We start from the raw sequence: 26,474 nt of genomic DNA, 5'->3' as shown, positions 1-26,474 counted from the left end.
TAGGTTAGGGCAGCAAACCTGTTTTTTCGCCTGAAAACGAGTGTACATAAGAACATGTATCCTTAACTGTATTAAGGGTGGAAGATCTTGAGAGGGAGAGAGAAGCATTCATGTTAATATACGGGATTACCGCACTTATTCTGGTCATTCTTATTTCGACTTGGATCGGAGGACTATACTTTTTCAAAACAGCTATTCGTCGAGCGCCCAAACCATTTCTAATCGACAATCCGAATCTAATGCCTGAACCGGATAATGAATTGATCAGCAGTGCATCAGACCTGGAGTGGTTGGACATGCAGGATGGCGAAATGGTAAGCATCACGTCTCACGATGGGTTGAAACTGCAGGGAATATGGTTGGCTTCAACTGGGAAGTCGAGTCAGACGGTAATTCTGGCGCACGGGTATTCGGGGAGAGGCAGAGAAATGGCTGGTTTTGCAAGGTTCTATATAGAGAAAAGAGGCTGCAATGTACTTATGCCTGATGATCGCGCTCATGGTCACAGTGAAGGAGATGTCATCGGATTCGGCTGGCTGGATCGGAAGGATTACGTCGATTGGGTCCATTGGGTGATCAACAAGGTAGGGAACCAGACAGACATTGTGCTGCATGGCATCTCCATGGGCGGTGCAACGGTTCTTATGACAGGCGGGGAGTCTCTGCCGGAGCAGGTAAAAGCCATCGTGTCAGACTGCTCCTATACATCGGTGAAGGATGAGCTTACGTTTCAGCTTAAACAATTATACAAATTACCGCCCTTTCCATTTATCCCTGTGACAAGTCTGATCTCCAGATGGAAAGCAGGGTATTCCTTCGAGGAGGCATCGGCCCTCAAACAGCTCGCCAAGATGCAGGTTCCCGTTTTATTTATTCATGGAGAGGCAGATACCTTTGTCCCGACAGAGATGGTGTATCGGCTTTATGAAGCTTGTCCTACGGAAAAAGAGCTGCTGACCATTCCCCGTGCAGGTCACGGTACCGCTTTTCAGGTGGATCGAGTGCGTTATGTGGAAGTCCTTGATGCCTTCCTTAACAAGGTAATGATGCAGCGCGCGAATTAGATATTAGATATGCCGGGTAGTTAGTTTAGTAGTTGCTTATGTCAAGGAGGTGCAGCATGCCGCGATCACGAAGAGTTTGCTCTTACTGTCAACAGGAAATGGGAGAAGACGAGTTCAAATGCAAAGCATGTGGCAATATGGTTGAAATGAAGACCGTTCCTGCGGAGACAACACAAATGGACGAATACGAGGAGAATTTATTGGATCGTTACTCCATAGGTCTGCTAATTCTGATTGCGATTCTTCTTCCTCCGATAGCGATTGCCATTGGCGGGGTAATGTTATTTAATGACGATCCTTACAAAAGGGACACCGGGAAAATGCTTGTCACAGGTGCCCTGCTCGTGTTAACCATTTGGGCCATCATTCTAATTTCGATCTCAGGAACGCTGACAATCCAATTCTAGATGATTACGGGGGTGCCATTCATGGGAAATGAACAATTCGAAGCAGCGCGCAAAGCGGAGGCAGATTACCATTCGAACTTTTATCAGAATAATGAGCTATTTGAAGCCGGAACGTGGATGGCTAGACCGATGCCAATGGTGATGGAGATGCTGGAACGTTTGCTTGCACACAAATCGGAACTGCGAGTGCTTGATCTGGGATGCGGAGTAGGGAGACATACCATTCCAATTGCACAGCGTCTGCAGCAAACGAACAGCGAGGTTATTGGTGTGGACCTGCTGGACGAAGCCGTTGAAGGACTTCGGAAATATGCGAAGAAATATCAGGTTGATCATATGGTAAAAGCCGTGAAAGCAGACGTGGAGCATTATGATATCAGGCCGAATACTTTTGATTTTATTGCAGCTTGTTCCTGCCTGGAGCACGTATCCGATGAAAATGCTTTTCTGGAAGCGCTAAGTCGTCTTCAGGCAGGGACACGCACAGGTGGGATTCATTGCATCACGATGAGTACAAGTGTAGAAGAGCAGGAGATTAGCACTGGACGGAGAATTGAGCCTTTGATCGAACTAAACCTGTCAACAGCCAAGGCCACCGAATTGCTTGAAGAGGCATATGCGGGTTGGAATATCCTGCTTCAGGAACACGTAACTCAGACCATTGAAGAAGAAAAGTACGATGAACCGACACAGTTCCGCTGCGAATTGCTACGTTTTGCCGTACAGAAGCAATAGCAGAACCTGCCGGGAAGTATGAAGTTATGCAGCCCGGCTGTTCTGTTTTCTATGACATAAGGAAACGGCGTTAATACAGTCTATTATCGGAGTATGGAGGATACAGATGAATACATATGTGATAGGTATAGATGGTGGGGGAAGTCATACAAGAGTGGCCGTAGCCGATGGAGATGGGCAACTGTTATCCTATGTGGAAAAGGGAGGTTGTAATCGTTATCACGATTCCAATGCTGAACAGCATGTGCTCGGAGGCATAGCAGAAGCGCTGGAGCAGGCTGGCATTAAGGGAGAACAGGTGGCTGCCATTCAAGCCGGTATGGCAGGTCTGGACCGGGAAGAAGAATTCGCCTGGGCCGAAGGTGTTCTTGCCAGAACGGGCATCCTTGGGAGGAGAAGTGCCGTAAACGACACACATATTGCTCATACAGCTGCCTTTAACGGTAGACCTGGAATCGTGGCAATTGGGGGCACCGGGTCTTTGATCCTTGGCAGGACGGAGCAGGAAATCTGGCTCCGAAACGACCAATTGGGGCACTATGCTCCGACGGCAGCGCGTTTTCTGTCTTACGATACCGTGCATTCTGTTCTGGCAGGCCGATATGAGCCTGAGGATCATTCCTTTGTCGAACAGATTCTTGCATATTGGAATGTGCGTTCAGGGCCGGAGCTCGCAGCACTTGGAGCCGCAGGGTTTGCTGATGATAAACAGGCGATGAACCGCAAATTTAGCCAAATGGCACCCTTGGTGACGGAAGCTGCCACTCAGCAAATTCCACTTGCGAAGAGGGTATGTGACTCGGCAGCAGATACAGCTGTTGTGGGTATTCTTATGCTGGCAAGCTGTTTTCAATCTAAACAGGTCTCTTACACACTGACTGGAAGCTGCCTGACCTCATCTTATATGAAGGCTGCTGTTCAGAAAGGGTTAGGTCAAAACCATCCATCGACTGGAAGGGAGTTTGATTACATATCCAGCGAATTGCCAGCCGTTGGCGGCGCAATCTTGGATGCTTTTCAATTGGCGGGTATTAAGGTGAATGAAGGTACGCCCGCTGCGCTTCAGAGTCAGTTACAAGGGTATGGGACTTGAACTTTGACAGGCTAAGGACTACAATACGATAACGGAATTAAGCAAGTCATAGGAGGAATATAAGGGTGTTGATTAATCTAAAATCACGCATACAGGAGCCGGAAGTGCAGGAATTGCTGTCCTACTCGGTTTTTCCGGACCCGGAGCAAGTCGGTCATGCGCTGCAGCAATATGTGAATAAGGACGAGCTACTGCTGGATGGATATGAGGATGAGGGGCAGTTAGTCGGCTTGGTTGGGTATGAGAAAACGGGGAAAAGCGAGATTACCATCCAACATATTGCGGTATTGCCGGAGAACCGTTTCAAAAACTATGGCCGTGGCATGATTGCACAGCTGCTGGAGAAGTATAATCCGGACAAGCTCATCGCGGAAACGGACCAGGAAGCTGTGGAATTTTATCGTAATACGGGCTTTGTCGTATACAGCCTGGGTGAGTTATATCCAGGTGTCGAACGATTCCGTTGTGTACTGGAAAAAGACGAGGATGCAATCGAAGAATAGATGATGGATCACCTTAATCATGGTGACCTTCGTAATGTAACAAAACAAGAAACAGGGCGTGTGACTTGGCCGGGAGCTAAGCCTTACGCCCTGTTTTTTGTCGTGAAAACACAGAATAACAGGAATAAAGTATTGCTTTGCATTATAGTTTCAATATAGAATAGTTTCATTGGAGAATAGTTCGATAAGTGAACTATATGGACAAAGAGGACAGAAAGGAGAATAAACATGAATACACCGGATGCCAAAAGTTTGGTGAACCGTTATCTGGATGCATCGTTCCTGGTAACCAAACAGTTTGATACGCGAATCCGTGAACAGGTAGGGCAGACCATGACAACAGACCAGTTCTGTGCTCTGCGTTTGATCGAGGAGAAACCATCCTGTACACCATCCGATCTGTCAGAGCTCCTCTGCGTCGGGAAAAGCAGCATCACGGCATTGGTTAACAAGCTGGTTGATCGGGACCTGGTCCATCGGGCCGGGGATGAGCGGGATCGCAGAGTGGTATACCTGACATTGACAGATACCGGCCGTCGGGTATATCGCGAGACAGAACGGGAAATACAGCAGCTTCTTGAGCCGTACCTGGTTCACTTTAAGCCGGAGGAAGTACAGAATTTTATTGAATCCTTTGAGAAGTTGGCGACCTTGCTTACGAATGAGGGAGGACAGGAGAGAGAATGAGAACGATTCTGAAAGCAAGATGGTGGTTGATGGGGTTATGGGTTGTTGTAGCCGCCGTATTGATGTTCACCGCCCCCAACATGAGTGAACTGATTCGGGAAAAAGGACAGTTTTCGGTCCCGGAAGGGTACTCATCCACCCAGGCAGCTGCCATCCTCGATGAAGCGGCTGCACAAAAAGGCGAACAGCAGGGCAGTCAGCTGGCACTTGTATTTTATAACCCAGATGGTTTGGGTACAACAGGCAAACAAGAGGCGGAAAAGGCTGTAAAGCAGCTGGAGTTGAAGAAAGAAGAACTCGGCATTTTGTCCATCTTGGAGCCCTTCTCCCAGCCAGAACTGTCAGACAAAATGATCTCTGCTGATGGAAAGACGATCCTGACGTCTCTGTCTATCGATCAGGGAGATCGTACCGTCAAGGAAATGCGTGAGGATCTTAATGAAACGCTGGACTCGGTCAATGTGGAACACTACATAACCGGTAAAGGATTAATCGATGAAGATACGGTAGAGAGTTCCCAAGAGGGACTCAAGAAATCGGAGTACATTACGGTTGTATTTATTTTGCTCATATTGTTCCTTGTATTCCGTTCGTTTGTAGCTCCATTTGTCCCTCTTCTTACCGTGGGTATCAGCTATATTGTATCGCAGCAGATTGTTGCATTCCTTGTCGATGGGGTGGATTTCCCGATCTCGACCTTCACGCAGATTTTCATGGTTGCCGTCATGTTCGGGATTGGTACCGATTACTGTATCCTGCTCATCAGCCGATTCAAGGAAGAATTGGCCCATCATGAAACGACGTGGGAAGCGATTATTGCAACCTATCGGACAGCAGGCAAAACGGTATTCTTCTCTGCTCTTGCCGTGCTGGTTGGTTTTGTCGCCATTGGTTTTGCGCAGTTTATGCTGTACCGTTCTGCAGTGGCAGTCGCAGTCGGCATTGCCGTAATGATGCTCGCGCTGGTTACCATTGTTCCATTCTTCATGGCGGTGCTGGGCAAGAAGCTGTTCTGGCCTTCCAAAGGTTCACTCGAACATGCGGAGAGCAAGATCTATGGTGCAGCGGGTCGCTTCTCTCTAAAACGTCCATGGGCTGCGCTGCTTATTGTTGCAGCTGTCTGTGTGCCGCTTCTGGCTACTTACGATGGTAAACTGTCGTTTAACAGTCTGGATGAGATTGGTGAAAAGTATGATTCGGTAAAAGCGTTCAATATTATCTCCGACAGTTTCGGTCCGGGGGAATCACTGCCAGGTCAGATCGCCATTCAGAACGACGAAGCCATGGACAATGCCAAATATATGGCTGTAGCCGAGAAAATCAGTCGTGAAGTGGAGAAGGTACCAGGAATCTCCGGTGTACGCAGCATGACAAGGCCGACTGGTGACGGGATCAAGGATTTCGAAGTGACCCAGCAAGTGGGAACATTGTCGGACGGACTCGGGGAAGGGAAGACGGGTCTGGATAAAATCCGTGATGGTCTGAGCGAGGCAAGCAGTCAATTAAGTAAAAATGAACCCCAGATCAAAGAAGCTGCAAATGGTGCGGGTGAACTGAGCAAAGGTACGTCCCAGCTGCAATCGGGAATTAGCCAGTTGTCCGAAGGCCTTCAGCAGATTGAGCAAGGAATTCGTGACGGCTCGGCCGGTGCTGGTGATTTGCAAGCAGGGCTGCAGCAGGCGAAAACAAGTGCTGACCAGCTGGCTCAGGCGAGTAATCAGCTGCTTGAAGCTTACCGTCAGGCTGGTGCAGGTGTAGCTGCGCTTAGCGAGGGTACCGGCGAAATTCAGAAGCAGCTGACAGGCATATCGACTGCGCTGACCAGTCTGAATGAATCATTTGCAGCGCTTGAAGAAAGATACCCTGAGCTGCTGCAGGACGCAGACTATCTGCGGGTCAAAGGTACACTTGGTGAAACGGGAACAGGCACAGCCCAGCTTGCTCAGGCACTGGGACAGATTCAAAGCAATCTGAGTCAAGCTGCTGCAGGGATCAACCAGGCTAACGAAGGCTTCGCTTCCGCTGCATCCGGACAACAGGCTCTGGCTAGTGGACTGGGTCAGATTGTAACGGGAATAGGACAGCTTGAAGCCGGGCTGAAGCAGGCGGCGGATGGTCAAGGTAAAGTGATCAGCGAGATTCCTTCCATCCAGGATGGGCTCGGCCAGCTTCAGGGTGGTCAGGAGAAGATCCAACAAGGTTTCTCGGACCTAAGTGGTCAGCTGACCCAATTAACGGATGGCCTGAATCAGAGTGTGGATGGAATCGCGCAGGTGTCCGGTGGTCTTGATTCCGCGCAGGATTATTTGACACAGCTGCAGAATTCACCGGATTCCGATCTGGCCGGCTGGTATGTACCTGAAGAAGCATTGAGCAACAAAGACTTCGCACAAGTATTCGATACGTATCTGTCCCAGGATCGGAAAACGATGACGGTAGATGTTATTTTTGCTGAAAATCCGTATGGTATTGAAGCGATTGATCGCGTACCGGATATCGAAGCTGCGGTTCACCGTGCTGTACAGGGTAGTGCCCTGGAAAAAGCAGACATTGCTGTCGGCGGGGTAACCAGCACGTTCGCTGATTTACAGGAGATCTCCAACAACGACTACACACGCACGGTTATGCTCATGCTTGCAGGCACATTTATCGTCCTTGTCCTGCTTTTGAGATCGGTGATCATGCCGCTGTACTTGATCGTTTCCCTGTTGCTGGCCTATTTCACATCCATGGCTCTAACCGAAGCGATATTCGTGAATATCCTTGGTTTTGCGGGCATCAGCTGGGTTACGCCATTCTTCGGATTCGTAATGCTGATTGCGCTTGGAGTGGATTACAGTATCTTCCTGATGGATCGATTCAATGAAAATAAAGGCATGAGAGTTCAGGATGCAATGCTGTATGCCATGAAAAACATGGGTACGGTCATTCTGTCGGCAGCCGTTATTCTGAGCGGAACTTTTGCTGCCATGTATCCATCCGGAGTTCTCTCCATGATGCAGATTGCTACCGTTGTTCTTAGTGGTTTGGTTCTGTATTCATTGCTGTTCCTGCCGTTCTTCGTGCCTGTCATGGTGAAGATGTTCGGCCAGGCCAACTGGTGGCCTTTCCCTAATAAGGATCAGAAGGATTCGGCGGATTCGGACCGTACGATGAGCATGTAGTTGAAATCCTATAAAGCCCTTACGAAATATGAATATTTTCGTGGGGGCTTTTCATTTTGAGGGAATATGTGCATGTCGTAAAAAATAAAGGTATGCGCCTACGGACACCATCCCGCGCCTTGTCTTCGGTTCTTTCATATAGATATAGCAGTCAGTCATAAGTTAGCAGAGAGGGGCGACGGTGATGGTATATCGATATGCGGCCATTGGAGACTCGTTAACGGTAGGCACAGGCGCGCTGCTGGGCACCGGCTTTGTTCCTTTGTACCGCAGAATGGCAGAAATGAATGTTCGCACATTTGTCTCGATGGATAATATGGGGGTCAACGGATTAACCACAGGTGAACTGATGCAAATGGTATCCTCCAACGCGAGGGTAAGACAGTCTCTGCGCGAAGCGGACATCATTACAATATCCATTGGCGGGAATGATCTCATTCGCACATTCAAGGCGAGCGGAGGTATGCCAAGCGCCAGTAAAATGACACAGGTGCTGGGCGATACCCGCAGTAACGTGTCACAGATCATGAGACATATCCGTCAGTTAAAAGGTAACAGTGCCTATTTGGTCCGAACGATCGGATTGTACAACCCGTATCCTCAAGCCCCAGAGGCAGCGTATTGGGTTCGTCAGTATAATTCCTTTCTGAATGGTGCAGGGTCGGGGAACTACGCCTGTGCTCAGGTGTACGACCGTTTTGAAGGGCATGAACGGGAATTATTATTCTGGGATCGTGTTCATCCCAATGCAAGAGGGTATCGTGTTATTGCGGACCAGCTTAATCGTATGGGGTATAGACCTTTTGACTGAAGATTTCAATAGGAGATTACGATATGGCTGTGGGTATACCTGATTCAGACTGGACCCGAATTTGGGCTTACGTTAAGATGGGGAGAATAAGAGATTTTATCTTGTCGATCCATATAGATATTACAGATGAAGGAGTATTAATCGGTGCACAACATTCATTTACGTCCTCATGAGGATCAGGAACGGCAGCTGATACAGGAAGTGATATCCGTATTTTTACCTCAATCCTGCTGGGAAGCGGAACGCGGATACGGCGGGATGAACAACACAACGTATATGCTTAAACTGGATGGCGAGCGTTATGTTCTAAGGGTTTACGAAACACATACGGATCTTGTGAAAATTGCTTTTGAGCATCATGTGTTATCGGCACTGAGAGAATCGGACTTCGGACTTAGGGTACCAGCTCCAGTCAAAGCCATAAAGGGGGATGGGCACACGTTCCATTCCATTTATGATCCGAGGAATGAACAGAACAAAATCGCAGCCCTCTTTACGTATAGTACGGGCAAAAACCCGGTGTGGAATACGCCAGAGCAGCTTGTTGAACTGGGATGTGCGGCAGGTTTGCTGTCTGTGGCTCTTGCAGGACTGGAAATATCTCTTGAACCTGTATACCCTCCTTATTATCAAATTCAACAGGCGTATCCACTCTGTCCGCCAGAGAAATTGATGCAGCTCTGTACGTCACCACCGGGCGAGCTCCAGGCGTGTGCAGAAGAAATGCAGGATCTGTTGCCTGTGCTTCCAGCTCTGTTCGAGGCTCTAAACGGGATGGAAAAGCTCCCTCATCAACTGGTTCATGGAGATGTAAATGCATCAAACGTCTTGTCGGATGACGATGGGCGAATCTGTGCCATTCTGGATTTTGAGTTTGCTACATGGGATCTGCGGGTCATGGAGCTGGCTGTTCCCATGTCGGACCTGCTAACTATGGACAAGAGTGATGAATGGATGGGGGAGGCGCTCGAAGGACTGATCCGAGGATTTCGGAAACAGGTGATTCTGGAGCCGGATGAACTGCTGGCTATTCCACAGCTTATTCTGCTGCGCAGTCTTGATGTGGTTATGCATTTTATTAGCCGAATGTTCGAAGGAACGGATGAACCCGAAGTTGCCGTTCACCAGATCATGAAGCTGCGAGAGCGGATCCTCTGGATGAATCACAATGAAGAGCGTTTACGCAAATTATTAACGTGAACAAGCGGTTTCCAGTTTTGACATCAGAAACAAAAGAACGCCAATTCTGTTTCAAAAACAGAATCGGCGTTCTTTTGTTGTTAAGGGCATCCGACTCTACCTGAGCGTATGCGGAAAACTTGTCGACATATCGGGGTTCCTACAATCCGCGCTTGCGGAACCAACTGCGGACAGCCCACCGGCGTTCCTGACGCTTCTTGTATTTTGGCAGAGAGCGGTAGACGTTTAGGGATTGCTCATAAGCATGCTTGGCATCTGCGGTGCGTTCCAGCGAACGGTAGACGGTACCGAGCAAATAATAAGCTTCACTCGAGGATGAGTGGATATCCTGAAATTGTTGTACATATGTCAATGCCTTGTCTCGATCTGACTCCTTAAAGGCATTGGCTAAGGTTAGATAAGGCTGACCATACTTAACTCTTGGATTGATGCCTAGAGCCTGCAGGATATGCCGCTCACCTGCTTCCATGTGACCAAGGTGAAGTTCTGTCGTTCCCAATGCCTCCCAGTATTCGGCAGATTGCTCATAGGGACGTTCAAGCTCCAAAAGCAATTCATAAGCTTCGTTATAACGTTTACGTTCGATCAGAAGTCTGGCCAGGTCAAGCTTGGAAGAGACTTCATTGGGACTCATCGCAATCTGCTGACGCAGCCGTGAGATCGTACGCATGCGTTTGATCGGTTTCATGAAACTGGGGAACACCCCGACATAGCGACGATCCAGGAAATACAGAATAATGAGAAGAATCAGAACAGCCAAAAACGGATTGCCAACAATCCGCCATAGAAGGCCGAATATTAAAAATTTAATCAGCACAACACGTTCAACTCCGTTTATGATGTTATCGCATTACGAACACTTAAAATATATTTGGATTGATCCAGCGGATTCACGCCCCTGCGCTTGCGTATCGGCTTCACGTCTGGAGGGCAATCCTGATATCCGGCAAAAGAGGTGACTAGTACACCCCGTCCCCCGGTTTCAGAGCGGAGCTTCACGGGATAATCCATGGAAGAGGCTAGCGGAATCTGCCCTTCAACAATACATCTCCCGCCGCCAATAACAGGCGCTTCGAACGTTGCACGCATATGCACAAGATCGCTTAGAGCCTTGCCTCCGTATTCTTCCGGTACTGTCAAGCGGAATTGTAGAAGCGGCTCCAGCAGTTTCGTTCCTGTACGAGCCAGGCCATCCATAATTCCCATCGGCGTAGCAACAACAAAGTCCAGCGGATGCGTATGCCAGACATGATGCTCTCCTTCGACAAGCGTGACCTTCAGATCGGTGACTTCCCAGCCGAACATGCCTTGAGACAGGGCCTCTGGTACACGGCGCTGTACTTCATTTTGATACCGCAGCAGCAGTTGGTCTGTTCGAACTGTGGATTCATAGATCAGACCGCTTCCGCGAGGCAGCGGATACATTTGGAAGCGAAGAATGGCCCAGCAGGGTTTAGGCATCGTATAAGCGATGAAGCCTTCACCTGGAGCGTTTAGCGTTTCTTTGTAAATGACAGAAGGCGGGTCAAAAGCAACTCCCAGTCCAAAACGACTGCTTAACAAGCTCGACAGGATCTCAAGCTGAATGGTTCCCATGACTTTGAGGTGCAATTCCCGATCTTCTGGAAGCCATTGCAGGTCAAGCAGCGGGTCCTCATCGGTTAACTCCTGCAATGCAGCAACAAGATCGGGGTAACGTGCCGGATCCTGGCCGTGTACCTGTACTGTCAGCAAAGGTACCGCCATTTGGGGCATGGGAGGAACGGCATCTGGACTTCCTATAATGTCACCTACATGCGTCTCGCTCAGACCGTAAAGAGCGGCGATCTGCCCGCTGTGTACTGCTCCGGTATCGGACCATTTGCGACCATCCATCTGGCGGATTTGAGTCACTTTTTCTTCCAGTCCCCTGGTCGTGTTATAGATCGTGTCCCGGTTGTGAATGCTTCCTCCGTACATGCGGACGTAAGCGGTTCGTCCCATCGTTTTGTTTCGTTCAATTTTGAATACGACCCCCGAGACTGCAGAATTCTCTATGATTGCAGGAGGTGGGAGGAACCGGGTGACCGCATCAAGAAGTTCGGATACCCCTATCCCTTTCCCCGACGCACCATAACAAACCGGAAATATCTCGCCTTGATGCACCAGCTTGCGGAATGTTGAATCGATCTGCTCTGATGGCAGAGGGACTTCATTAATGTAGGATTCCATGATCGCTTCATCCAGCTCTGCAATCATCTCGAGGAGTCCGGGAATCGTTTGCTGATTCGCCTGATCACGCCATAAGGAATGAACACCGATGAATGAATCTTCATCCATTACGCAGGATTGTACCGGGCATGCGAATGGAGAGAACGTGGACTGAACCTGTTCCATAATGGCTGCTGCAGATGCGCCTATCCGGTCCATTTTATTGATATAAATAATGGTGGGGATGCGAAGGGATCTCAGAGCGTGCCAGATGGTCTCACTCTGGGACTGAATCCCTTCCACAGCTGACAAAATGAGAATGGCACCGTCCATTACACGCAGGGAACGTTCCACTTCTGAGCTAAAATCGATATGTCCCGGGGTATCGACGAGGTCGATCACGGTATTGTTCCATGTAAGGGAGGTCATGGCTGCCTGTACGGAAATTCCGCGTTCTCTCTCAATGTCCAGGGAGTCCGTAGCTGCCGTACCGTCATCTACCCGGCCGGGGCTGCGAACAATGCCGCCATGATATAACATATGTTCTGTTGTGGTTGTTTTGCCTGCATCTACGTGAGCAAAGATACCGATATTTCGGCGATTGAATTCGTTATGCATGGGATCTTAAGCTCCTCTGACCGAAGAAACGTATCGTTTCTGACATTGTTATTCCGTATTATCATACCACAAGGGCCGTATGGAAGAATATGTTACACTTTTGCAAATCAACCATTCATCGTTCTGCGGTAAGCCGCAGGCGTAGTGCCCGTAATTCTTTTGAATTGCCGATAAAAATGGGGCAGGCTCTCAAAGCCGCAGGCATCCGCTATAGTTGCCATGGTGTCATCGTTCCGAAGCAGATGCTCCTTCGCCATGATCACCCGGCGGGCTAGAGCATAGTCGGTTAGGGTCATGCCCGTATACTTTTTGAACGCCCGGCTGAAATGAGCTGGAGATACTGCTGCCTGTAGAGCGAGCTCGGACAGGGAAAGTCCGCTGCGCAATTTATCGTCAATATTGGACAGCGTGGCTGACAGCCAGCTCGGACCGGAATTGGAGTGAACAGTACGGGCAGGACCGGCGTCCTCGAGACGTTCGAGAAATATAAGCAGCAATTGAAGCCGAAGCAGGGCTGCATGGGCGCTTAGCTGATTCTCCATCTGGAATTCGGCATGGATTTCTTCAATAAACGCAGTCACTTTGGCTTGTTCCTCCGGCGTCAGGTGTCTTTTGTAAACCCTGAGTCTGCGGCATCGCTCGAACAGGGAGAGCAGGGCTGAAGCACTGCCTCCTGCAGCCGCAGTCAGTAATCCGGGACTGAAAAACAGAGCTGAAGAGGTTATAGGATTAATCTCGTCCGGCAAAGCCCGGTGTACTGTACTGCCAGGAATGATGAATAAATCCCCTGACTGCATGTCTTCAAGACCCGTATCGATAAAAATGGTCCCTTGACCGCGATATACGTAAATGATTTCATGCCAATCATGCAGATGATCCGGCAGTTCATTCTGGGGAGCTTTCGTATCTGAATAGACCAGTCGAAAGGGAATGCCTGAATCTGACTGGATGGTTGTGCGAACGGGCGAGCGTGCCATAAGGACTCCTTTCTAAAGCTAATTAATACGTGGTGGACCATGCCTGGTCATGAAAGAGTATATTTAACGCAATATAAGCAATTTAATTTCCTTTTTTTGATGATACAATGAATTTAAAGCGTTTTCAATTGATGAATATAACAGATGATATCGGACTCGGATGATCACAAATAAATGATGAGGTGAGTGTGCATGTCGGCGAGCACCAAACGACCAAGACTGAAGCTGAATCTGTTGGGAAACGACAGTCAGCGCAAGTGCAAGGAAATCATGGATCGTCCCGTTAAGGTACTGCAGATTGGAGAAGGTAACTTTTTGCGGGGATTTGTGGACTGGATGCTTCATGAGAGTGCCAGACAAGGCAAATTCCATGGCAGTGTGGTGGTTACCCAGCCAAGGCCAGGGGGCAAGGCGAAGCTGGAGCAGATCCGGGATCAGGATGGATTGTATACCATGATTACCCGAGGTCTTTCTCAAGGTAAAGCGGTGGAGCGCACCGAGATGATTTCGATCTTTTCCCAGTGTATGAATCCTTATGAAGAATGGCAGGCCTTTTTGGAACTGGCCGAGCTTCCTTCACTGGAGTTTGTTATCTCCAATACGACGGAGTCGGGATTAAAATATATTCAGTCGGATTACGTGGATGGAGAGCCAGTTTCTTCATTTCCAGGCAAGCTGACCGTGTTTCTCCATCAGCGTTATGTACGGTTTGAGGGTGATCCTTCGAGAGGATTGATTCATCTGCCATGTGAATTGCTCGAAGGGAATGGTGATGTACTGCGCAGCTGCGTATTGCGTCACAGTGAGGACTTTGGCTATTCCGATGCTTTCCGTAATTGGATTAAAGACCATAACCTGTTCCTGAACAATTTGGTTGACCGGATTGTGACGGGTGCGCCAACTCAAAAAGAAGCCGACACATTGGCAGGACGATGGGGTTATGAGGACCAACTGATTAACACGGCAGAGCCTTATCATTTCTGGGCCATCCAGGCTGATGAGGGACTGGACAAGAAACTGCCGCTGAAGCAGGCTGGACTCAATGTTCACTGGGTCAAAGATCTGAAGCCTTATCAGGTGCGAAAAGTTCGCATTTTAAATGGCGCACATACCTTGATGTCCTCTCTTGGCATTCTTCAAGGCAAGCAGTATGTGAGGGAAACGATGGAGGATCCCGAATTTGGACCATGGATCAGGGAAGCTGTGCATCAGGAAATTGTGCCTGCGCTGGATATGCCGGATCATCAGCTTGACCAGTACGCTGAAGAGGTATTCGAACGATTCCTCAATCCCTATATCAATCATAAGCTTCAAGATATTGCGTTAAATACCATTGGCAAATTCAAGGTGCGTGTCCTGCCTACCTTATTATCTTATGAACAAACTCAGAACAGCTGGCCGACACGCCTGGTTCGTGGGTTTGCTGGACTGTTGTTATTGTACCGCCCGGTGAATACGTTAGACGGATACCACGGACATCGCTTCAACGGTGAATCTGTTGTGCTGAGGGACGACCCGGATGTTCTTGCAGCCCTAACTGCACACTGGGAGAACTATGATTCGCTCCGAAGGGACCGGCAGCAGTTGAATGACAGGTTGGCTGCCGTATTGTCAGATTCAACCATTTGGGGAGAGAATCTGAATGAGCGAAGAGGACTGCGCGAAGCACTTCTTGATGAGATCGTTTTACTGGAAGGTGAGACGAAATGAATACAACAAGTACAACGCATGACTGGATTGCCATACAGCCGCAGGATGATGTGATCATAGCTCTTCGTGATTACACAAAGGGAGAAACGGTCAACCTCCCTGACGGAGTTTCATTTACACTGCTTGATGATGTGCCCAAAGGGCATAAGATCGCTGTACATGGAATCGAACCAGGTGATGATGTCCTGAAATATGGTTTCTCCATCGGTATTGCCAAGGAACGGATTGAACAAGGCAACTGGATTCATAGCCATAATCTGAAAACAGGGCTGCATGGCTTACTGGAATATGAGTATCAGCCTGGTGCATCCGTTCAAGCAGATATGCCCCCGGAACATTTACGGACATTTGAAGGCTATTTGCGCCCTAATGGGGAGGCAGGCATACGCAATGAAATATGGATCGTTAATACGGTAGGATGCATCAACAAGGTATGCGAGGCACTGGCACGTATGGGGCAGTCACAGTTCGGCAGCAGGGTGGATGGCGTGTACCACTTTCCTCATCCATTCGGCTGCTCGCAGCTTGGCGATGATCTGAAGTATACCCAGCAGCTGCTGGCTTCCCTCGTCGAACATCCGAACGCAGGGGGTGTATTGGTTATTGGATTGGGTTGTGAAAATAATCAGGTCGACCAGTTCCGCGAATGCATCGCACCTGAATATCAGGGGAAGGTCCGTTTTCTCAAGGCACAGGAAACAGATGATGAACTTGAAGAGGGCTTGCGTCTGATGGAAGATCTGGTGGAGATTGCCGAGCTGGAACAGCGCCAGCCGCTTCCACTTAGCAAGCTCAAAATCGGATTGAAGTGTGGCGGTTCAGATGGTTTATCCGGCATCACTGCCAACCCGCTAGTGGGCTCGGTTGCCGATATGCTGGTTGCTGCAGGAGGGACGGCCATTCTGACCGAAGTGCCAGAGATGTTCGGGGCAGAAACCATTTTGATGAATCGGGCTGCAAATGAACAGGTTTTCGGTGATTTGGTTGATTTGATTAACGGATTCAAGCAGTACTTTGTAAATCATGGTCAGAACATATATGAGAATCCTTCCCCTGGTAACAAAGCCGGTGGCATAACGACACTCGAAGAGAAATCATTGGGTTGTACTCAAAAAGGCGGTCGTTCTCCCGTCGTTGATGTGCTTCGTTATGGAAAACGTGTAACCCAAACCGGCTTGAACATTGTAGAGGCACCCGGTAATGACTTGGTGTCGGTCACGGCATTGTCAGCTGCAGGTGCTCACATTGTACTGTTTACTACAGGAAGGGGAACCCCATTTGGAGGTCCGGTACCTACGGTCAAGATTGCGACGCAATCGGATCTGGCGAATCGAAAAAAACACTGGATCGACTTCAACGCAGGTCAACTGCTCGAGGGCCGGACGATGGATGACGTGAAAGTCCAGCTCTTCAGCCAGTTGATTGACATTGCCTCAGGACGAACTCAGACACTTAGTGAGCAGCATGGGTTCAGGGAAATTGCTATATTCAAAGATGGTGTAATTCTATAGGTTATACCTTCCTTGATTCCTCGGCATAGCATATCTTTATTAATTATTAAAAATCCCGGCAGGCAATGGTGGATTTGGCCTCCGGGATTTTCGTTGTGTACAGATATAAACTCAAAATCTCAAATGGTCTGTTTCTATTGGTGGATTGTATCTTAATTAAGTGCAAGATGTCGGTCTAAACGATGCCAAATGCCTTTTTGATTTTTACCAGTCCAGCCTCAGTCGTGTGCTCAACGAGTTTGTCCAGTAAAAGGCCGCGTGCTTCTGTGATGCTGCCGTTAAAAGGTTCGATACCCTGACGGCTCATCCAGTGACTTGCTGTCTCATAGGAGGAACTGTTCCAGGCCACTTTGCCTTCCTCGAGACCCTCCTTCTCCTTGGTCCCGCTAATAACAATGGCTGTACTGCCCTGAAGATCCAATAGCCCTTGATCGAATGCCTTCTTATCTTCCTTGGCGCCAAAAGCAGCCTGTGCACGTAATGCCCGTCCATCCATGCCTTCCTGATCTTCGATTCGCTCATAGAGCTTGAATGCGTCACGGGAGAGCTGGCCGGCATCATATTGCTCCTGGATGGTTCTGCTGTCAGATAGCAACCGGTGCACCCAAGGGAAACATTCGCGGGAGATGAGGATGGCTTTCTTTTTAACAAATTTGCCGTATGCAGCAGCGCCTTCTTCAGCCAGGCGTGAACGCCACAGCCAGGGATCGAGAGGAGAATCACTATGCCAATTTTCCGATGGCGTTAACGAAGATAGCGAAGGAAAGTCAGGAAATAACGGTGCGAGTGGAAGCAATCCCGCAGTCTGTATACGCTGGACAGCTTCCTCATAGGTTACAATCGGCTCGGTAATCATGGTTAGGGCATCTCCTTTTATGTAGTTGTACAGAATTAGGGTTAGCACACACATACAGTCGGCACACGTCCTCGGCATGCTGCCTGATCTCGCTGCGGAGTTCCTCGGGTTCAATGACTTCGGCTTCACGGCCCAGACGATAAAAGAAACGAACAGCCCACTCCCATTGGTCTGCTGGACAGAGGAAAGAAAGCTCCCAGAGATCTGGGGCAATCTCTGTCAATTTCTCACCAATGTGCCTTTCTTGTTCTGCCTCAACCATGGCGCAGTAGCTTAAACGTGCTCTGATACGAACAGCAGGTTTTGCCATAGGGCGAGGCTGGCTTAATTCGCGCTCGGCATCTATCGTTAACTGTTCGGTTATGGAGGAGTCAATAGACTCAGCTTCCAGAATCCGGTCCACTCGAAACACACGCTGTTCCCCATGTTCCTCCGAATATGCATCACAGTACCAGAATCCTGCAGACGCATAAATGCGAATCGGACGGATCTGGATCCAGCGCTGGCGTGCAGCCGAACGATACAGGATACGCAACCAACCCTGTTCAGGAATGCATGCAAGGAGCGGTTCCAGATGATGAAGAATATAGTTGCGCTCCGGGATACAGTGATTCAGCTGTTTGAGCATGGGATCGATTCGAGCCATGACGTCATCCGGAATAATACCTTTGATTTTATCCATAACCGTCCAGCGTTTCTCTTGAAATGGTGTATCTGAGTAATGGCTAATTCCCTCAAGAGCGAATATGAGAGTTGCTGCTTCCACCGGATCCAGCTGCAGTGGAGGCAGCACATAACCCTCCATAAGCCGAAAGCCACCGCCAGGGCCGGAAATAGCAATAATCGGCACGTTCATCTCGGAGAGGGACTGGATATCTCGCAAAATGGTACGACGGGACACTTCAAACTTGTCTGCCAGTGAATGTGCTGTTTCGAGTCCGTGCTGTAATGCCATGACGATGGCAGCAAGCCGATTTATTTTGTTCATGTCAGCCACTCCGTTTCGAGAGTTAGGCCGCCGGAAAGGTTGCCGGAGTGCTAAAGCCATTGTAACAGCCGATTAGTGACATCTTGGGTGTCACCAATCCTATGTATGCCTTTAATTTTGCTGAGTAATGGTGAATGAGGGAGCGCTTTTCCGGCAGGGGCCCATATAATATGTGTCTCGTCCAAATTCGCCCTATGGGGTAATATTTCCTTCTCACCAAAAATCCACAACTGTTGGCAAAAAAACCGTATCCGGTTATACGGATACGGTAAGTAGCAGCTAGTATGATGAAAAGAAGCTTATATCTAGCTTAATCCATTGAGATTTACGTAATTTTTATGAAAAAGCTTGATTGTTAAGATTAATTCGTAACAGGTTGTATCGAGTAGTTACCTAGCGTTCTGTTTTAGTCTTTTTCACACGGATAGGCTCACTGTATCTCGAACTCACTTCATCTCGAGCAGGTGAACACCGCGGCCCTCAATCTCCACACTACCCGAAAGTTCGCGATCCGTTAAGAGGTCCTGAGCCTTGTCATTTCCAAGTTCATACGACTGAGTGGTCGCATTGTGGTTCATGACGAAGAGGTACTGCTTGCCGTCTTTTGTACGTGCGCTTACTTCCACACCATCTGGTGTTTCGAGCAAAGGGTGGATGTTTTTTGCTGCCGCAAGCTGTCCCAGCAGGCCATCCAGGAAGCTTTCTTCCGGATCGGAAGCCACATACCATGCTTCACCTTGACCGAACGTGTTGCGGGTTACGACAGGCATGCCTTGATAGAAATCATCTCCATACTCGGCGATAACCTCAGCACCTTCACTGTGCAGCAGGTCACACAACATGCCGCATTCATATTTGCCTTGAAGATTACCATAGGAGTCTTTCAGCACGATGCTGTTCTTCTGCTCAGGGAGCAGAGCATCAATCTCTTCGACCCAGATTCCAAGCAGCTTACGAAGTTCACCGGGATAACCACCTGTTGTGACGAGGTCACTCTCATTGACAATGCCGCTGAAGAATGTGGTCAGGAACGTACCGCCGGCTTCAACAAACTTCTCCAGTTTGGCTGCAAATCCCGGTTTGATCATATAAAGTACCGGAGCAAGAACAATATCATACTTGCTAAGATCGGTATCCACACTGACAATATCCACTTGGATATTGCGGCGGAAAAAGGCAGCGTAATATTTGTGGATTTGATCCACATAATTCAGGGCAACGGTAGGACCGCTGGATTTCTCGATGGCCCACCAGTTATCCCAGTCAAACACAATCGCCACTTTGGATTCCACCGTAGCATCCAGTGTTTTGTCACCGAGCAATTGCAGCTCCTTGCCAAGCTGGGCGACTTCGCGGAATACACGTGTATTCTCGTGTCCGACGTGCTCGATGACCGCACCATGATACTTCTCGCATGCACCGATGGAGCGGCGAAGCTGGAAGAACATAATGGTGTCTGCGCCATGTGCGATCGTCTGATAGCTCCACAGTCGCATTACCCCAGGACGCTTCAGAGAGTTGTACGGCTGCCAGTTTTGCTGGCTTGGTGTCTGTTCCATAAGCATGAATGGCTGACCATCTTTCAGTCCGCGCATCAGATCATGTGCCATGGCAGTGAAGCTGAATGGCGTGGCAAGACCCGGATAGCTGTCCCAAGAGATGATATCCATATATTTGGCCCATTTGAAATAATCAAGCTGCTTGAAGAATCCCATCAGGTTCGTTGTTACGACAGAATCAGGGACATGCTTCTTGATCGCATCATATTCCAAACGGTAACAATCAAGCATGCTGTCGGAGTTGAAGCGGGAGTAATCAAGGGAGATGCCTTGGAACGTCGAGTTGTTGTTACCCCAGTGCTCACTCAGATTGCTTGGCAGAACGATTTCGTCCCAGTCATAGAAGGTATGGCCCCAGAAGTTAGTGTTCCATGCTTGATTGAGCTGATCCAGCGTCTTGTAACGCTCTTTCAGATATACACGGAAGGCTTTCTCGCAGTTGTCGCAATAGCAGTCTCCGCCGTATTCGTTGGAAATGTGCCATACCAGGACAGCGGGATGGTCTTTGTAGCGTTCCGCCAGTTTATCGGCAATTTTCTCGGAATATTTGCGATAGGTTGGGCTGTTTGGACAGGAATTATGGCGTCCGCCGAATTTGCGTTTGCGTCCGTCTGCATCCACACGCAGTACATCCGGATATTTTTTGGCCATCCACGCGGGATGAGCAGCCGTGCTGGTAGCAAGACAAACGTAGACACCGTTTTCATAGAGACTGTTAATTAATTGATCCAATTCTTCAAATCTATAGGTTACCTCATCAGGCTGAATCAGAGCCCAGGAGAAAACGTTAATTGTGGCAATATCAATGCCTGCCAGTTTAAACATGCGCAGGTCTTCAAGATGGGTCTCGTGATCCCATTGTTCAGGGTTGTAGTCACCGCCATAGAACATTTTGGGTAATTTGCTGCTAATCAATATGTTCACCTCTTGTATAAGAATAATTGTATATTATATGATTCAAATAGCTTTTAAAATATAAGAAAAGTAATGATTCATATAAGAATATGGAAATGAGAGAAGCGGCTGTGCATTGCCTGAACGCTTACCTATCGAGAGGAGAACACCATGTTAATCTCACCAACACATCGAAGATATTTCATGACGCCACGCGAAGAGCCGCTACCACTGTATATCGAAAGCATTGGTTATAACGGCAATCAGGAGAATGTACTTAGGCCTGCAGGCTATCCTTGCTATCACTGGCTTCAGACGGTGAAAGGAGCAGGGGAGTTCTATTTTGCTGGTTCAACTGTGGTCCTCGGTGAAGGCTCCGGAATTCTCCTGCCTCCGAATGAGCCGCATGAATATGTACCTTCATTAGGGGAGTGGGAGACGCTCTATATAACGTTTGGCGGATCCCAGTGTCCGGCCATTACCGAGGCACTTGGACTTGGAGAAGCGGCACTTCATCAATGGGATGCAGGAAGCCCGTTGGAGAACTACGGCAGGAAAGTGCTGGATTCCATTAGTAGCGACCAGGACTTGTCCGGTCTGGAAGCTTCCGCCGATATGTACCGCTTTTTGATCCTGCTCAAAAAACACGGCATGACTGGCAGCCGGTCATCCATCTCGCATGCCGTGGAACGGCTTGCACCGCTCATTGCATTCATGGACCAGCATTATGCGGATCCGGATATAGGCCTTGAACAGATGGCTGCCGTGCCAGGAATTACACCAAGACATTTGAATACGTTGTTTAAACAGTCATTCGGCATGACGGCCTACAGCTATTTTATTCTTCTGCGGATTCGCAAATCCAAGGAATGGATGACAGGGAACAGCAAATTGACTGTGAAGGAAACGGCTGCGCGCGTTGGTTTTCGCGATGCGAGCCATTTTGTAGCGACATTCCGGCGAATTGAAGGTGTAACACCTGAGCAGTTTCGAACGTTATATTTATAGCGAAGCAGGGAGGAGTACAGCTCTTGTTTACGGTATCTGACCATGTTTTTCCGTCCGCGATGATCCTATGAACAAAAGTGATGCCAGGAAGGTATTGATGCATGGGGGCAGTTGCCGTATGATGATATCGATTCCTTCAATTGGAAAACGAAAGCGGATGATCGTATCCGTTCTACTAAGAGAGGATGATAGAAGTTGACAACAACAACCATTCCATTATGGGATCACGCAGCACCTCATGCGGCTAAAGGGCATGAAGAAGAAATGCCACATCTCATACCTTTTATTCAGCCTGGTTCCGAGAGCGCTGTCATTGTGTGCCCCGGCGGCGGTTACGGGTTTCTCGCAGATCACGAAGGAGCCCCAATTGCCGAATTGCTCAACCGGGCAGGTATTAGTGCATTTGTGCTGAAATACCGGGTAGCCCCGCATCAGCATCCTGCACCACTATCCGATGGTCAGCGTGCCATCCGATATGTACGCGCCCATGCCGAGGAATTTGGGATCAATCCTTCCAAAATTGCTGTACTCGGCTTCTCTGCCGGCGGCCATCTTACAGCTACACTTGGTACCCTGTATGATAAGGGACAGCCGAATCACGAAGATCTGATTGAGCGTGAAAGCTCACGTCCGGATCGGGTTATTCTCTGTTATCCGGTTATAACGATGGAATCATATGGCCATGCTGGTTCGCGCGAAAATCTGCTGGGCCCGAATGCCTCGCCTGAACAGATTAGAGCATTTAGCGCAGAGCAGCAGGTTAAAGCTGACGCACCTGAAGCATTTATCTGGCATACGAGCGATGATCAGGCCGTACCTGTCGAAAATAGCTTGCGTTATGCACTTGCATTGGGTGCCCAAGGTATTCCTTATGATCTGCATGTATTTGAAAAAGGATCGCATGGTCTGGGCCTTGCTGAAGATGATCATGCTGTTCGGGCGTGGTCGGATCTGTTGCTGACTTGGCTTAGAAATCAAGGATGGTAACCGTTTACCCCTCATTTTAATGCGCTATAGGGCGAAGGAGATACGACTATGAAATTGCAAAAGAATGACAAGCTGCTCTTTATCGGCGATTCCATCACGGACTGTGGTCGTGAACATCCTGTAGGTGAAGGCAGTTCAGGACTCGGACATGGTTACGTTGCACAGGTATACGCACTTTTGCGTTCCATTTATCCGGAATTGATGCTGCGTATTCAGAATGTGGGTAATAGTGGGAATACCATCCGCGATTTAAAGCAGCGCTGGGATCGTGACGTTATTGATCTGAAGCCCGATTGGTTGACGATCATGATTGGCATTAACGATGTATGGCGTCAGTTCGACCGTCCATTTTCGGCAGATTCGCATGTGTTTTTGGAAGAGTATGAAACCACTTTGAGAGAACTTGTGGCTTCTGTTCGCCCCAATCTAAAAGGACTTGTCTTGATGACCCCATATTACCTGGAGGCCAATCCAGAAGATCCTATGCGCGCGACGATGGATATCTATGGCGAAGCTGTGCGTAGGGTAGCGAATGAGTTTGATGCCATTTTGGTGGATACACAGGCAGCCTTTGTCCCGTTCTGGGATCATTTCTATACGTCAGTTCTGACCTATGACCGTGTTCATCCAGATGCAACAGGCCACATGATTTTGTCCAAAGCATTTTTGGATGCTATCGGTTTTGAATGGTCAGGCGGCGCCAAATCATAAAAGGATGTGATTGCTTGAGCAAGCTCAACATTGCAGTACATACCCCGGCACGGCTGGGGGAAGGTCCAAGCTGGGATGCAGAACACAATCGTTTATTATGGGTGGATATCGAAAGTTACAAGGTACATGTCTATGATCCTCAAACAGGCCAGGATCAGGCTTACGACGTAGGTGAACATGTGGGTGCGGTTGTTCCCTATCGCGGCGATGAGGTTGTTGTGGCACTCCGAAGCGGGTTCCATACCTACCATCTGAGCACGGGAGAATTGAAGGCAATCGAGGATCCCGAGAGCGACAAAGCCACCAATCGATTCAATGATGGGAAATGTGATGCCCTTGGTCGGTTCTGGGCGGGAACTATGAGTTTGCATGATGAAAGTAAAGCAGGCTCATTGTATTGTCTCGAGGAAGGCAAACCGGTTCGAACCATGGTTCGAGATGTGTCTACCTCCAATGGACTTGGCTGGAGCCCAGATGATCAAGTGATGTACTATATCGATACCCCTACACGTTCCATTGACCGATTTGATTTTGATCTCGCAGCAGGTGAAATCAAGAATCGGACAAGTGTTATTTCGGTACCGGAGGACTTTGGTTTTCCTGACGGAATGACGGTGGATAGTGAGGGCATGTTGTGGGTTGCTCATTGGGGCGGCGCAAGAGTGACACGGTGGAACCCGCACAACGGAGAATTGCTGGAGCAGATTGAAGTGCCTGCAGACCAGGTAACATCCTGTTGTTTCGGCGGACCTGACTTGGAGGATCTCTATATCACAACTGCGCGAATAGGCATTAGTGAGGAACGTTTGGTGGAGACGCCCGATGCCGGTTCTGTCTTTGTGATTAGGCCTGGTGTAAAAGGGCAGAAGACCCATGCGTACGGCCGTGGGCATCAGGCGGATTAAATCACAGCAGGAATTTCAATGTACGATGAAGAGTTTTGGTTTGTTCAAGTAATCATTGAACTTTAAGTAGATCGTAAGATATGATAAGAAGTCCCGGAACACCGATTGTCTTTAGGTGAACCATGGCTTCTTTTTTTGTCGAAAAATAGTGTAAAATGAATAAGTGGATTTTCGTTCAGGAATACGTCTGGCTTTCAATTTCCATTGATTTAACAACGATTATGGGATATAAAGAGAGAACGAAAACTTTAAAATTGTTGTAACCGCTAACACGGGGGACCCGTTATATCCGATATAAAAAAGGTATAACCTGTAGAGACATAGAGGAAAGATTAGACAAGGGGGTCGCGATCATGAACCGGTTGTGCAAGGTGCTGATTGTTGACGATGAGTTTCTGGTACGCCAGGGGATCAAGCATCATATGAATTGGGAATCGGAAGGATTCCAGATTGTTGGAGAAGCGTCCAATGGCGAAGAAGGCCTGGAACAGGTACGTTTGCTGAAGCCTGACATCGTCATAACCGACATTGTGATGCCAATCATGGACGGTGAAGCGTTTGTACGAGCGCTTAAAGCGAGCCAGCCGCAGATTGAAGTCATTGTGCTCAGCAGCTTCAGTGAATTCGAATATGTGCGTTCAACGCTTCAGCATGGAGCTGCAGATTACATTTTGAAACCGAAGCTGGACACCGACGAGCTGCTGCAGGTACTTCAGCGAACGGCCGGAAAAATTCCCGAACTGCAGTATGAGCCCTCAAGTGAAGGGTGGAAGCTGGGACAGTTCATGGAGAAGATGCTGTCCGGTTTTGCATTGGAAGATGAAAAAGATATGGCTATGGTCAGGGACACGTTTCCACACCATTGTTTTCGCCTCCTTGTTTCCGGGAAGCATTCGCACTTGGGCCAGAAGGATACCGAAAACAAGCTGCTGAATTATCTTGCCGATGTGGAATGTGCCATGGTACCGGTGGAGAGTGAAATGCCTATATTCCTTCTGAATGTAGACCCTGCCAAAGAGGAATGGATGGTCGGGCGGATCAAAGAGATGGCCATTGAAAATGGAGCAGGCATCAAAGGACCCAGCTGGGTCTTAAGTGACAGCTTTACATCTTTTGACCAGATGGGTGAAGTGTACCGTAATCAACTCATTAAACTCATGGAATATCGTTTTTATTATGAGGATCGTTCAATTCTTGTCTTCAGCGAACTTCCACCACTGCATACGGCAGGTTACCAGTTTAATGTGAATATGTTTTTGCAGCACGTGAAGCGGAATCGTACCGAGTCAGCCAGGGAGTATCTGAAAGAGCATGCCCTTACCCTGGGACGTGACTACATTGCGGATGTGTTCGAGATCAAATCCTTTTTGGGCAATCTGATTTTCAACGTAACGATTACTCTTGCGGATATGGACGTACAATCTTCGGCTCTGGAAGAGAGCAAATATACTTATTTCAAAAACGTGGACGGAGCTTCAAGCCTGAATGAAGCCATGCAGGTGCTTGATCAGTTCATGCTTGAAGTGCAGGAATGCACGGCTGGTGATGGAGGGAAGCGCAGTGACCCCAATATGAAGATGCTGCTTGAATATATGCATGAGCATTTCGATCAACCGCTCGGTCTCGCTGAAGTCGCGAAGCATTTTCATTTTAATCCATCGTATCTATCCAGTTATTTTTCGTCACATAAAAAAGAAGGGTTCAACGAATATCTGAACAAAATTCGCATTGAGAAGGCAGAAGAACTCTTGCGATCGGATGATGTTACCATTTCCGAAATCAGCAGCATGGTAGGCTATTCGGATCACAGCTATTTCTGTAAAGTGTTCAAAAAATTTACCGGACTGTCACCAAGCCGATATCGTCGGAAATTCTGGGCATAAAGTCAGAAGGAAA

At 48.6% G+C, this 26,474-nt stretch carries 22 protein-coding genes; 16 read left to right on the top strand and 6 right to left on the bottom strand.

The features are described from left to right. Positions 1–110: 110 nt before the first annotated feature. The 9 genes from CHI14_RS07980 to CHI14_RS07940 all read left to right on the top strand — a co-directional run bounded on the left by CHI14_RS07980 (position 111) and on the right by CHI14_RS07940 (position 9,664). Positions 111–1,064: an alpha/beta hydrolase gene (locus CHI14_RS07980; protein ID WP_095287896.1), complete on the top strand. Its 954-nt coding sequence runs from the start codon at positions 111–113 to the stop codon at positions 1,062–1,064. Positions 1,065–1,120: 56 nt separating this feature from the next. Then, the gene (locus CHI14_RS07975) at positions 1,121–1,471 is read left to right on the top strand and encodes a hypothetical protein (protein ID WP_095287895.1); all 351 of its coding nucleotides are present in this window, start codon (positions 1,121–1,123) and stop codon (positions 1,469–1,471) included. A 21-nt stretch (positions 1,472–1,492) separates the two neighbouring features. Further along, positions 1,493–2,206, top strand: coding sequence for a class I SAM-dependent methyltransferase (locus CHI14_RS07970; protein WP_170948050.1), 714 nt, complete (start codon positions 1,493–1,495; stop codon positions 2,204–2,206). Between the two features lie 106 nt (positions 2,207–2,312). After that, entirely contained in the window at positions 2,313–3,299 is a 987-nt protein-coding gene (locus CHI14_RS07965; RefSeq protein ID WP_095287893.1) for an N-acetylglucosamine kinase, read from the top strand. A gap of 65 nt (positions 3,300–3,364) precedes the next feature. Further along, a complete protein-coding gene (locus CHI14_RS07960) occupies positions 3,365–3,802 on the top strand; it encodes a GNAT family N-acetyltransferase (RefSeq protein ID WP_095287892.1) in 438 nt (145 codons plus the stop codon). Between the two features lie 228 nt (positions 3,803–4,030). Beyond that, complete coding sequence (locus CHI14_RS07955; protein ID WP_095287891.1) at positions 4,031–4,489, top strand: MarR family winged helix-turn-helix transcriptional regulator; 459 nt, start codon at positions 4,031–4,033, stop codon at positions 4,487–4,489. Then, entirely contained in the window at positions 4,486–7,653 is a 3,168-nt protein-coding gene (locus CHI14_RS07950) for an MMPL family transporter (protein ID WP_095287890.1), read from the top strand. Before CHI14_RS07955 ends, CHI14_RS07950 begins: the two co-directional genes overlap by 4 nt. 184 nt (positions 7,654–7,837) lie before the next feature. Beyond that, positions 7,838–8,464 carry an SGNH/GDSL hydrolase family protein gene (locus CHI14_RS07945; RefSeq protein ID WP_095287889.1) on the top strand — a complete coding sequence of 209 codons (627 nt, stop codon included), beginning with the start codon at positions 7,838–7,840 and terminating at the stop codon, positions 8,462–8,464. Between the two features lie 144 nt (positions 8,465–8,608). Further along, positions 8,609–9,664 carry a phosphotransferase gene (locus CHI14_RS07940; RefSeq protein ID WP_095287888.1) on the top strand — a complete coding sequence of 352 codons (1,056 nt, stop codon included), beginning with the start codon at positions 8,609–8,611 and terminating at the stop codon, positions 9,662–9,664. 139 nt (positions 9,665–9,803) lie between these two features. Here the strand turns inward: CHI14_RS07940 and CHI14_RS07935 are convergent, their stop codons facing one another. From CHI14_RS07935 to CHI14_RS07925, 3 genes are all read right to left on the bottom strand, one after another. Further along, positions 9,804–10,481: a tetratricopeptide repeat protein gene (locus CHI14_RS07935; RefSeq protein WP_170948049.1), complete on the bottom strand. Its 678-nt coding sequence runs from the start codon at positions 10,479–10,481 to the stop codon at positions 9,804–9,806. A gap of 17 nt (positions 10,482–10,498) precedes the next feature. Then, the gene (locus tag CHI14_RS07930; protein WP_095287887.1) at positions 10,499–12,472 is read right to left on the bottom strand and encodes an elongation factor G; all 1,974 of its coding nucleotides are present in this window, start codon (positions 12,470–12,472) and stop codon (positions 10,499–10,501) included. Between the two features lie 107 nt (positions 12,473–12,579). Then, positions 12,580–13,449, bottom strand: a complete 870-nt coding sequence (locus CHI14_RS07925) for an AraC family transcriptional regulator (protein ID WP_095287886.1) — start codon at positions 13,447–13,449, stop codon at positions 12,580–12,582. A 192-nt stretch (positions 13,450–13,641) separates the two neighbouring features. Between CHI14_RS07925 and CHI14_RS07920 the strand changes: the two genes are divergently transcribed. Continuing rightward, entirely contained in the window at positions 13,642–15,159 is a 1,518-nt protein-coding gene (locus tag CHI14_RS07920; RefSeq protein ID WP_095287885.1) for a tagaturonate reductase, read from the top strand. Continuing rightward, on the top strand, positions 15,156–16,670 hold the full coding sequence (locus CHI14_RS07915; RefSeq protein ID WP_095287884.1) for a UxaA family hydrolase: 1,515 nt from the start codon (positions 15,156–15,158) through the stop codon (positions 16,668–16,670). Before CHI14_RS07920 ends, CHI14_RS07915 begins: the two co-directional genes overlap by 4 nt. Before the next feature lie 175 nt (positions 16,671–16,845). Here the strand turns inward: CHI14_RS07915 and CHI14_RS07910 are convergent, their stop codons facing one another. From CHI14_RS07910 to CHI14_RS07900, 3 genes are all read right to left on the bottom strand, one after another. Then, the gene (locus tag CHI14_RS07910; protein WP_095287883.1) at positions 16,846–17,526 is read right to left on the bottom strand and encodes an AlkZ-related protein; all 681 of its coding nucleotides are present in this window, start codon (positions 17,524–17,526) and stop codon (positions 16,846–16,848) included. Further along, entirely contained in the window at positions 17,498–18,514 is a 1,017-nt protein-coding gene (locus CHI14_RS07905) for a helix-turn-helix transcriptional regulator (protein ID WP_095287882.1), read from the bottom strand. The genes CHI14_RS07910 and CHI14_RS07905 overlap by 29 nt, the downstream gene beginning before the upstream one ends. A gap of 446 nt (positions 18,515–18,960) precedes the next feature. Continuing rightward, positions 18,961–20,988 (bottom strand): beta-galactosidase, encoded by a 2,028-nt coding sequence (locus CHI14_RS07900; RefSeq protein ID WP_095287881.1) that lies wholly within the window; start codon positions 20,986–20,988, stop codon positions 18,961–18,963. A 150-nt stretch (positions 20,989–21,138) separates the two neighbouring features. Here CHI14_RS07900 and CHI14_RS07895 point away from each other — a divergent pair, with 150 nt between their 5' ends. The 5 genes from CHI14_RS07895 (at position 21,139) to CHI14_RS07875 (ending at position 26,461) form a co-directional block, all read left to right on the top strand. Next, the gene (locus tag CHI14_RS07895; protein WP_095287880.1) at positions 21,139–21,975 is read left to right on the top strand and encodes an AraC family transcriptional regulator; all 837 of its coding nucleotides are present in this window, start codon (positions 21,139–21,141) and stop codon (positions 21,973–21,975) included. Positions 21,976–22,170: 195 nt separating this feature from the next. Continuing rightward, positions 22,171–22,962 (top strand): alpha/beta hydrolase, encoded by a 792-nt coding sequence (locus CHI14_RS07890; RefSeq protein ID WP_170948048.1) that lies wholly within the window; start codon positions 22,171–22,173, stop codon positions 22,960–22,962. A gap of 48 nt (positions 22,963–23,010) precedes the next feature. Then, positions 23,011–23,673 (top strand): SGNH/GDSL hydrolase family protein, encoded by a 663-nt coding sequence (locus CHI14_RS07885; protein ID WP_095287879.1) that lies wholly within the window; start codon positions 23,011–23,013, stop codon positions 23,671–23,673. A gap of 14 nt (positions 23,674–23,687) precedes the next feature. Next, entirely contained in the window at positions 23,688–24,578 is an 891-nt protein-coding gene (locus tag CHI14_RS07880; protein ID WP_249281042.1) for an SMP-30/gluconolactonase/LRE family protein, read from the top strand. A gap of 353 nt (positions 24,579–24,931) precedes the next feature. Further along, complete coding sequence (locus CHI14_RS07875) at positions 24,932–26,461, top strand: response regulator transcription factor (protein ID WP_095287877.1); 1,530 nt, start codon at positions 24,932–24,934, stop codon at positions 26,459–26,461. The last annotated feature ends 13 nt before the right edge of the window (positions 26,462–26,474 follow it).

Source organism: Paenibacillus sp. 7516 (assembly GCF_002272715.1).
GTDB lineage: Bacteria > Bacillota > Bacilli > Paenibacillales > Paenibacillaceae > Paenibacillus > Paenibacillus illinoisensis_A.
Note: the sequence above shows the minus strand (reverse complement) of the source record. Positions and strands in the feature narration are given on the sequence as shown.

Coding starts and splice junctions, on each gene's coding strand:
- CHI14_RS07905 (WP_095287882.1), bottom strand. CDS start 18,514: ATGAACAAAATAAATCGGCTTGCTGCCATCGTCATGGCATTACAGCAC.
- CHI14_RS07920 (WP_095287885.1), top strand. CDS start 13,642: ATGTCGGCGAGCACCAAACGACCAAGACTGAAGCTGAATCTGTTGGGA.
- CHI14_RS07955 (WP_095287891.1), top strand. CDS start 4,031: ATGAATACACCGGATGCCAAAAGTTTGGTGAACCGTTATCTGGATGCA.
- CHI14_RS07970 (WP_170948050.1), top strand. CDS start 1,493: ATGGGAAATGAACAATTCGAAGCAGCGCGCAAAGCGGAGGCAGATTAC.
- CHI14_RS07930 (WP_095287887.1), bottom strand. CDS start 12,472: ATGCATAACGAATTCAATCGCCGAAATATCGGTATCTTTGCTCACGTA.
- CHI14_RS07875 (WP_095287877.1), top strand. CDS start 24,932: ATGAACCGGTTGTGCAAGGTGCTGATTGTTGACGATGAGTTTCTGGTA.
- CHI14_RS07945 (WP_095287889.1), top strand. CDS start 7,838: ATGGTATATCGATATGCGGCCATTGGAGACTCGTTAACGGTAGGCACA.
- CHI14_RS07975 (WP_095287895.1), top strand. CDS start 1,121: ATGCCGCGATCACGAAGAGTTTGCTCTTACTGTCAACAGGAAATGGGA.
- CHI14_RS07980 (WP_095287896.1), top strand. CDS start 111: ATGTTAATATACGGGATTACCGCACTTATTCTGGTCATTCTTATTTCG.
- CHI14_RS07885 (WP_095287879.1), top strand. CDS start 23,011: ATGAAATTGCAAAAGAATGACAAGCTGCTCTTTATCGGCGATTCCATC.
- CHI14_RS07915 (WP_095287884.1), top strand. CDS start 15,156: ATGAATACAACAAGTACAACGCATGACTGGATTGCCATACAGCCGCAG.
- CHI14_RS07925 (WP_095287886.1), bottom strand. CDS start 13,449: ATGGCACGCTCGCCCGTTCGCACAACCATCCAGTCAGATTCAGGCATT.
- CHI14_RS07950 (WP_095287890.1), top strand. CDS start 4,486: ATGAGAACGATTCTGAAAGCAAGATGGTGGTTGATGGGGTTATGGGTT.
- CHI14_RS07965 (WP_095287893.1), top strand. CDS start 2,313: ATGAATACATATGTGATAGGTATAGATGGTGGGGGAAGTCATACAAGA.
- CHI14_RS07910 (WP_095287883.1), bottom strand. CDS start 17,526: ATGATTACCGAGCCGATTGTAACCTATGAGGAAGCTGTCCAGCGTATA.
- CHI14_RS07895 (WP_095287880.1), top strand. CDS start 21,139: ATGTTAATCTCACCAACACATCGAAGATATTTCATGACGCCACGCGAA.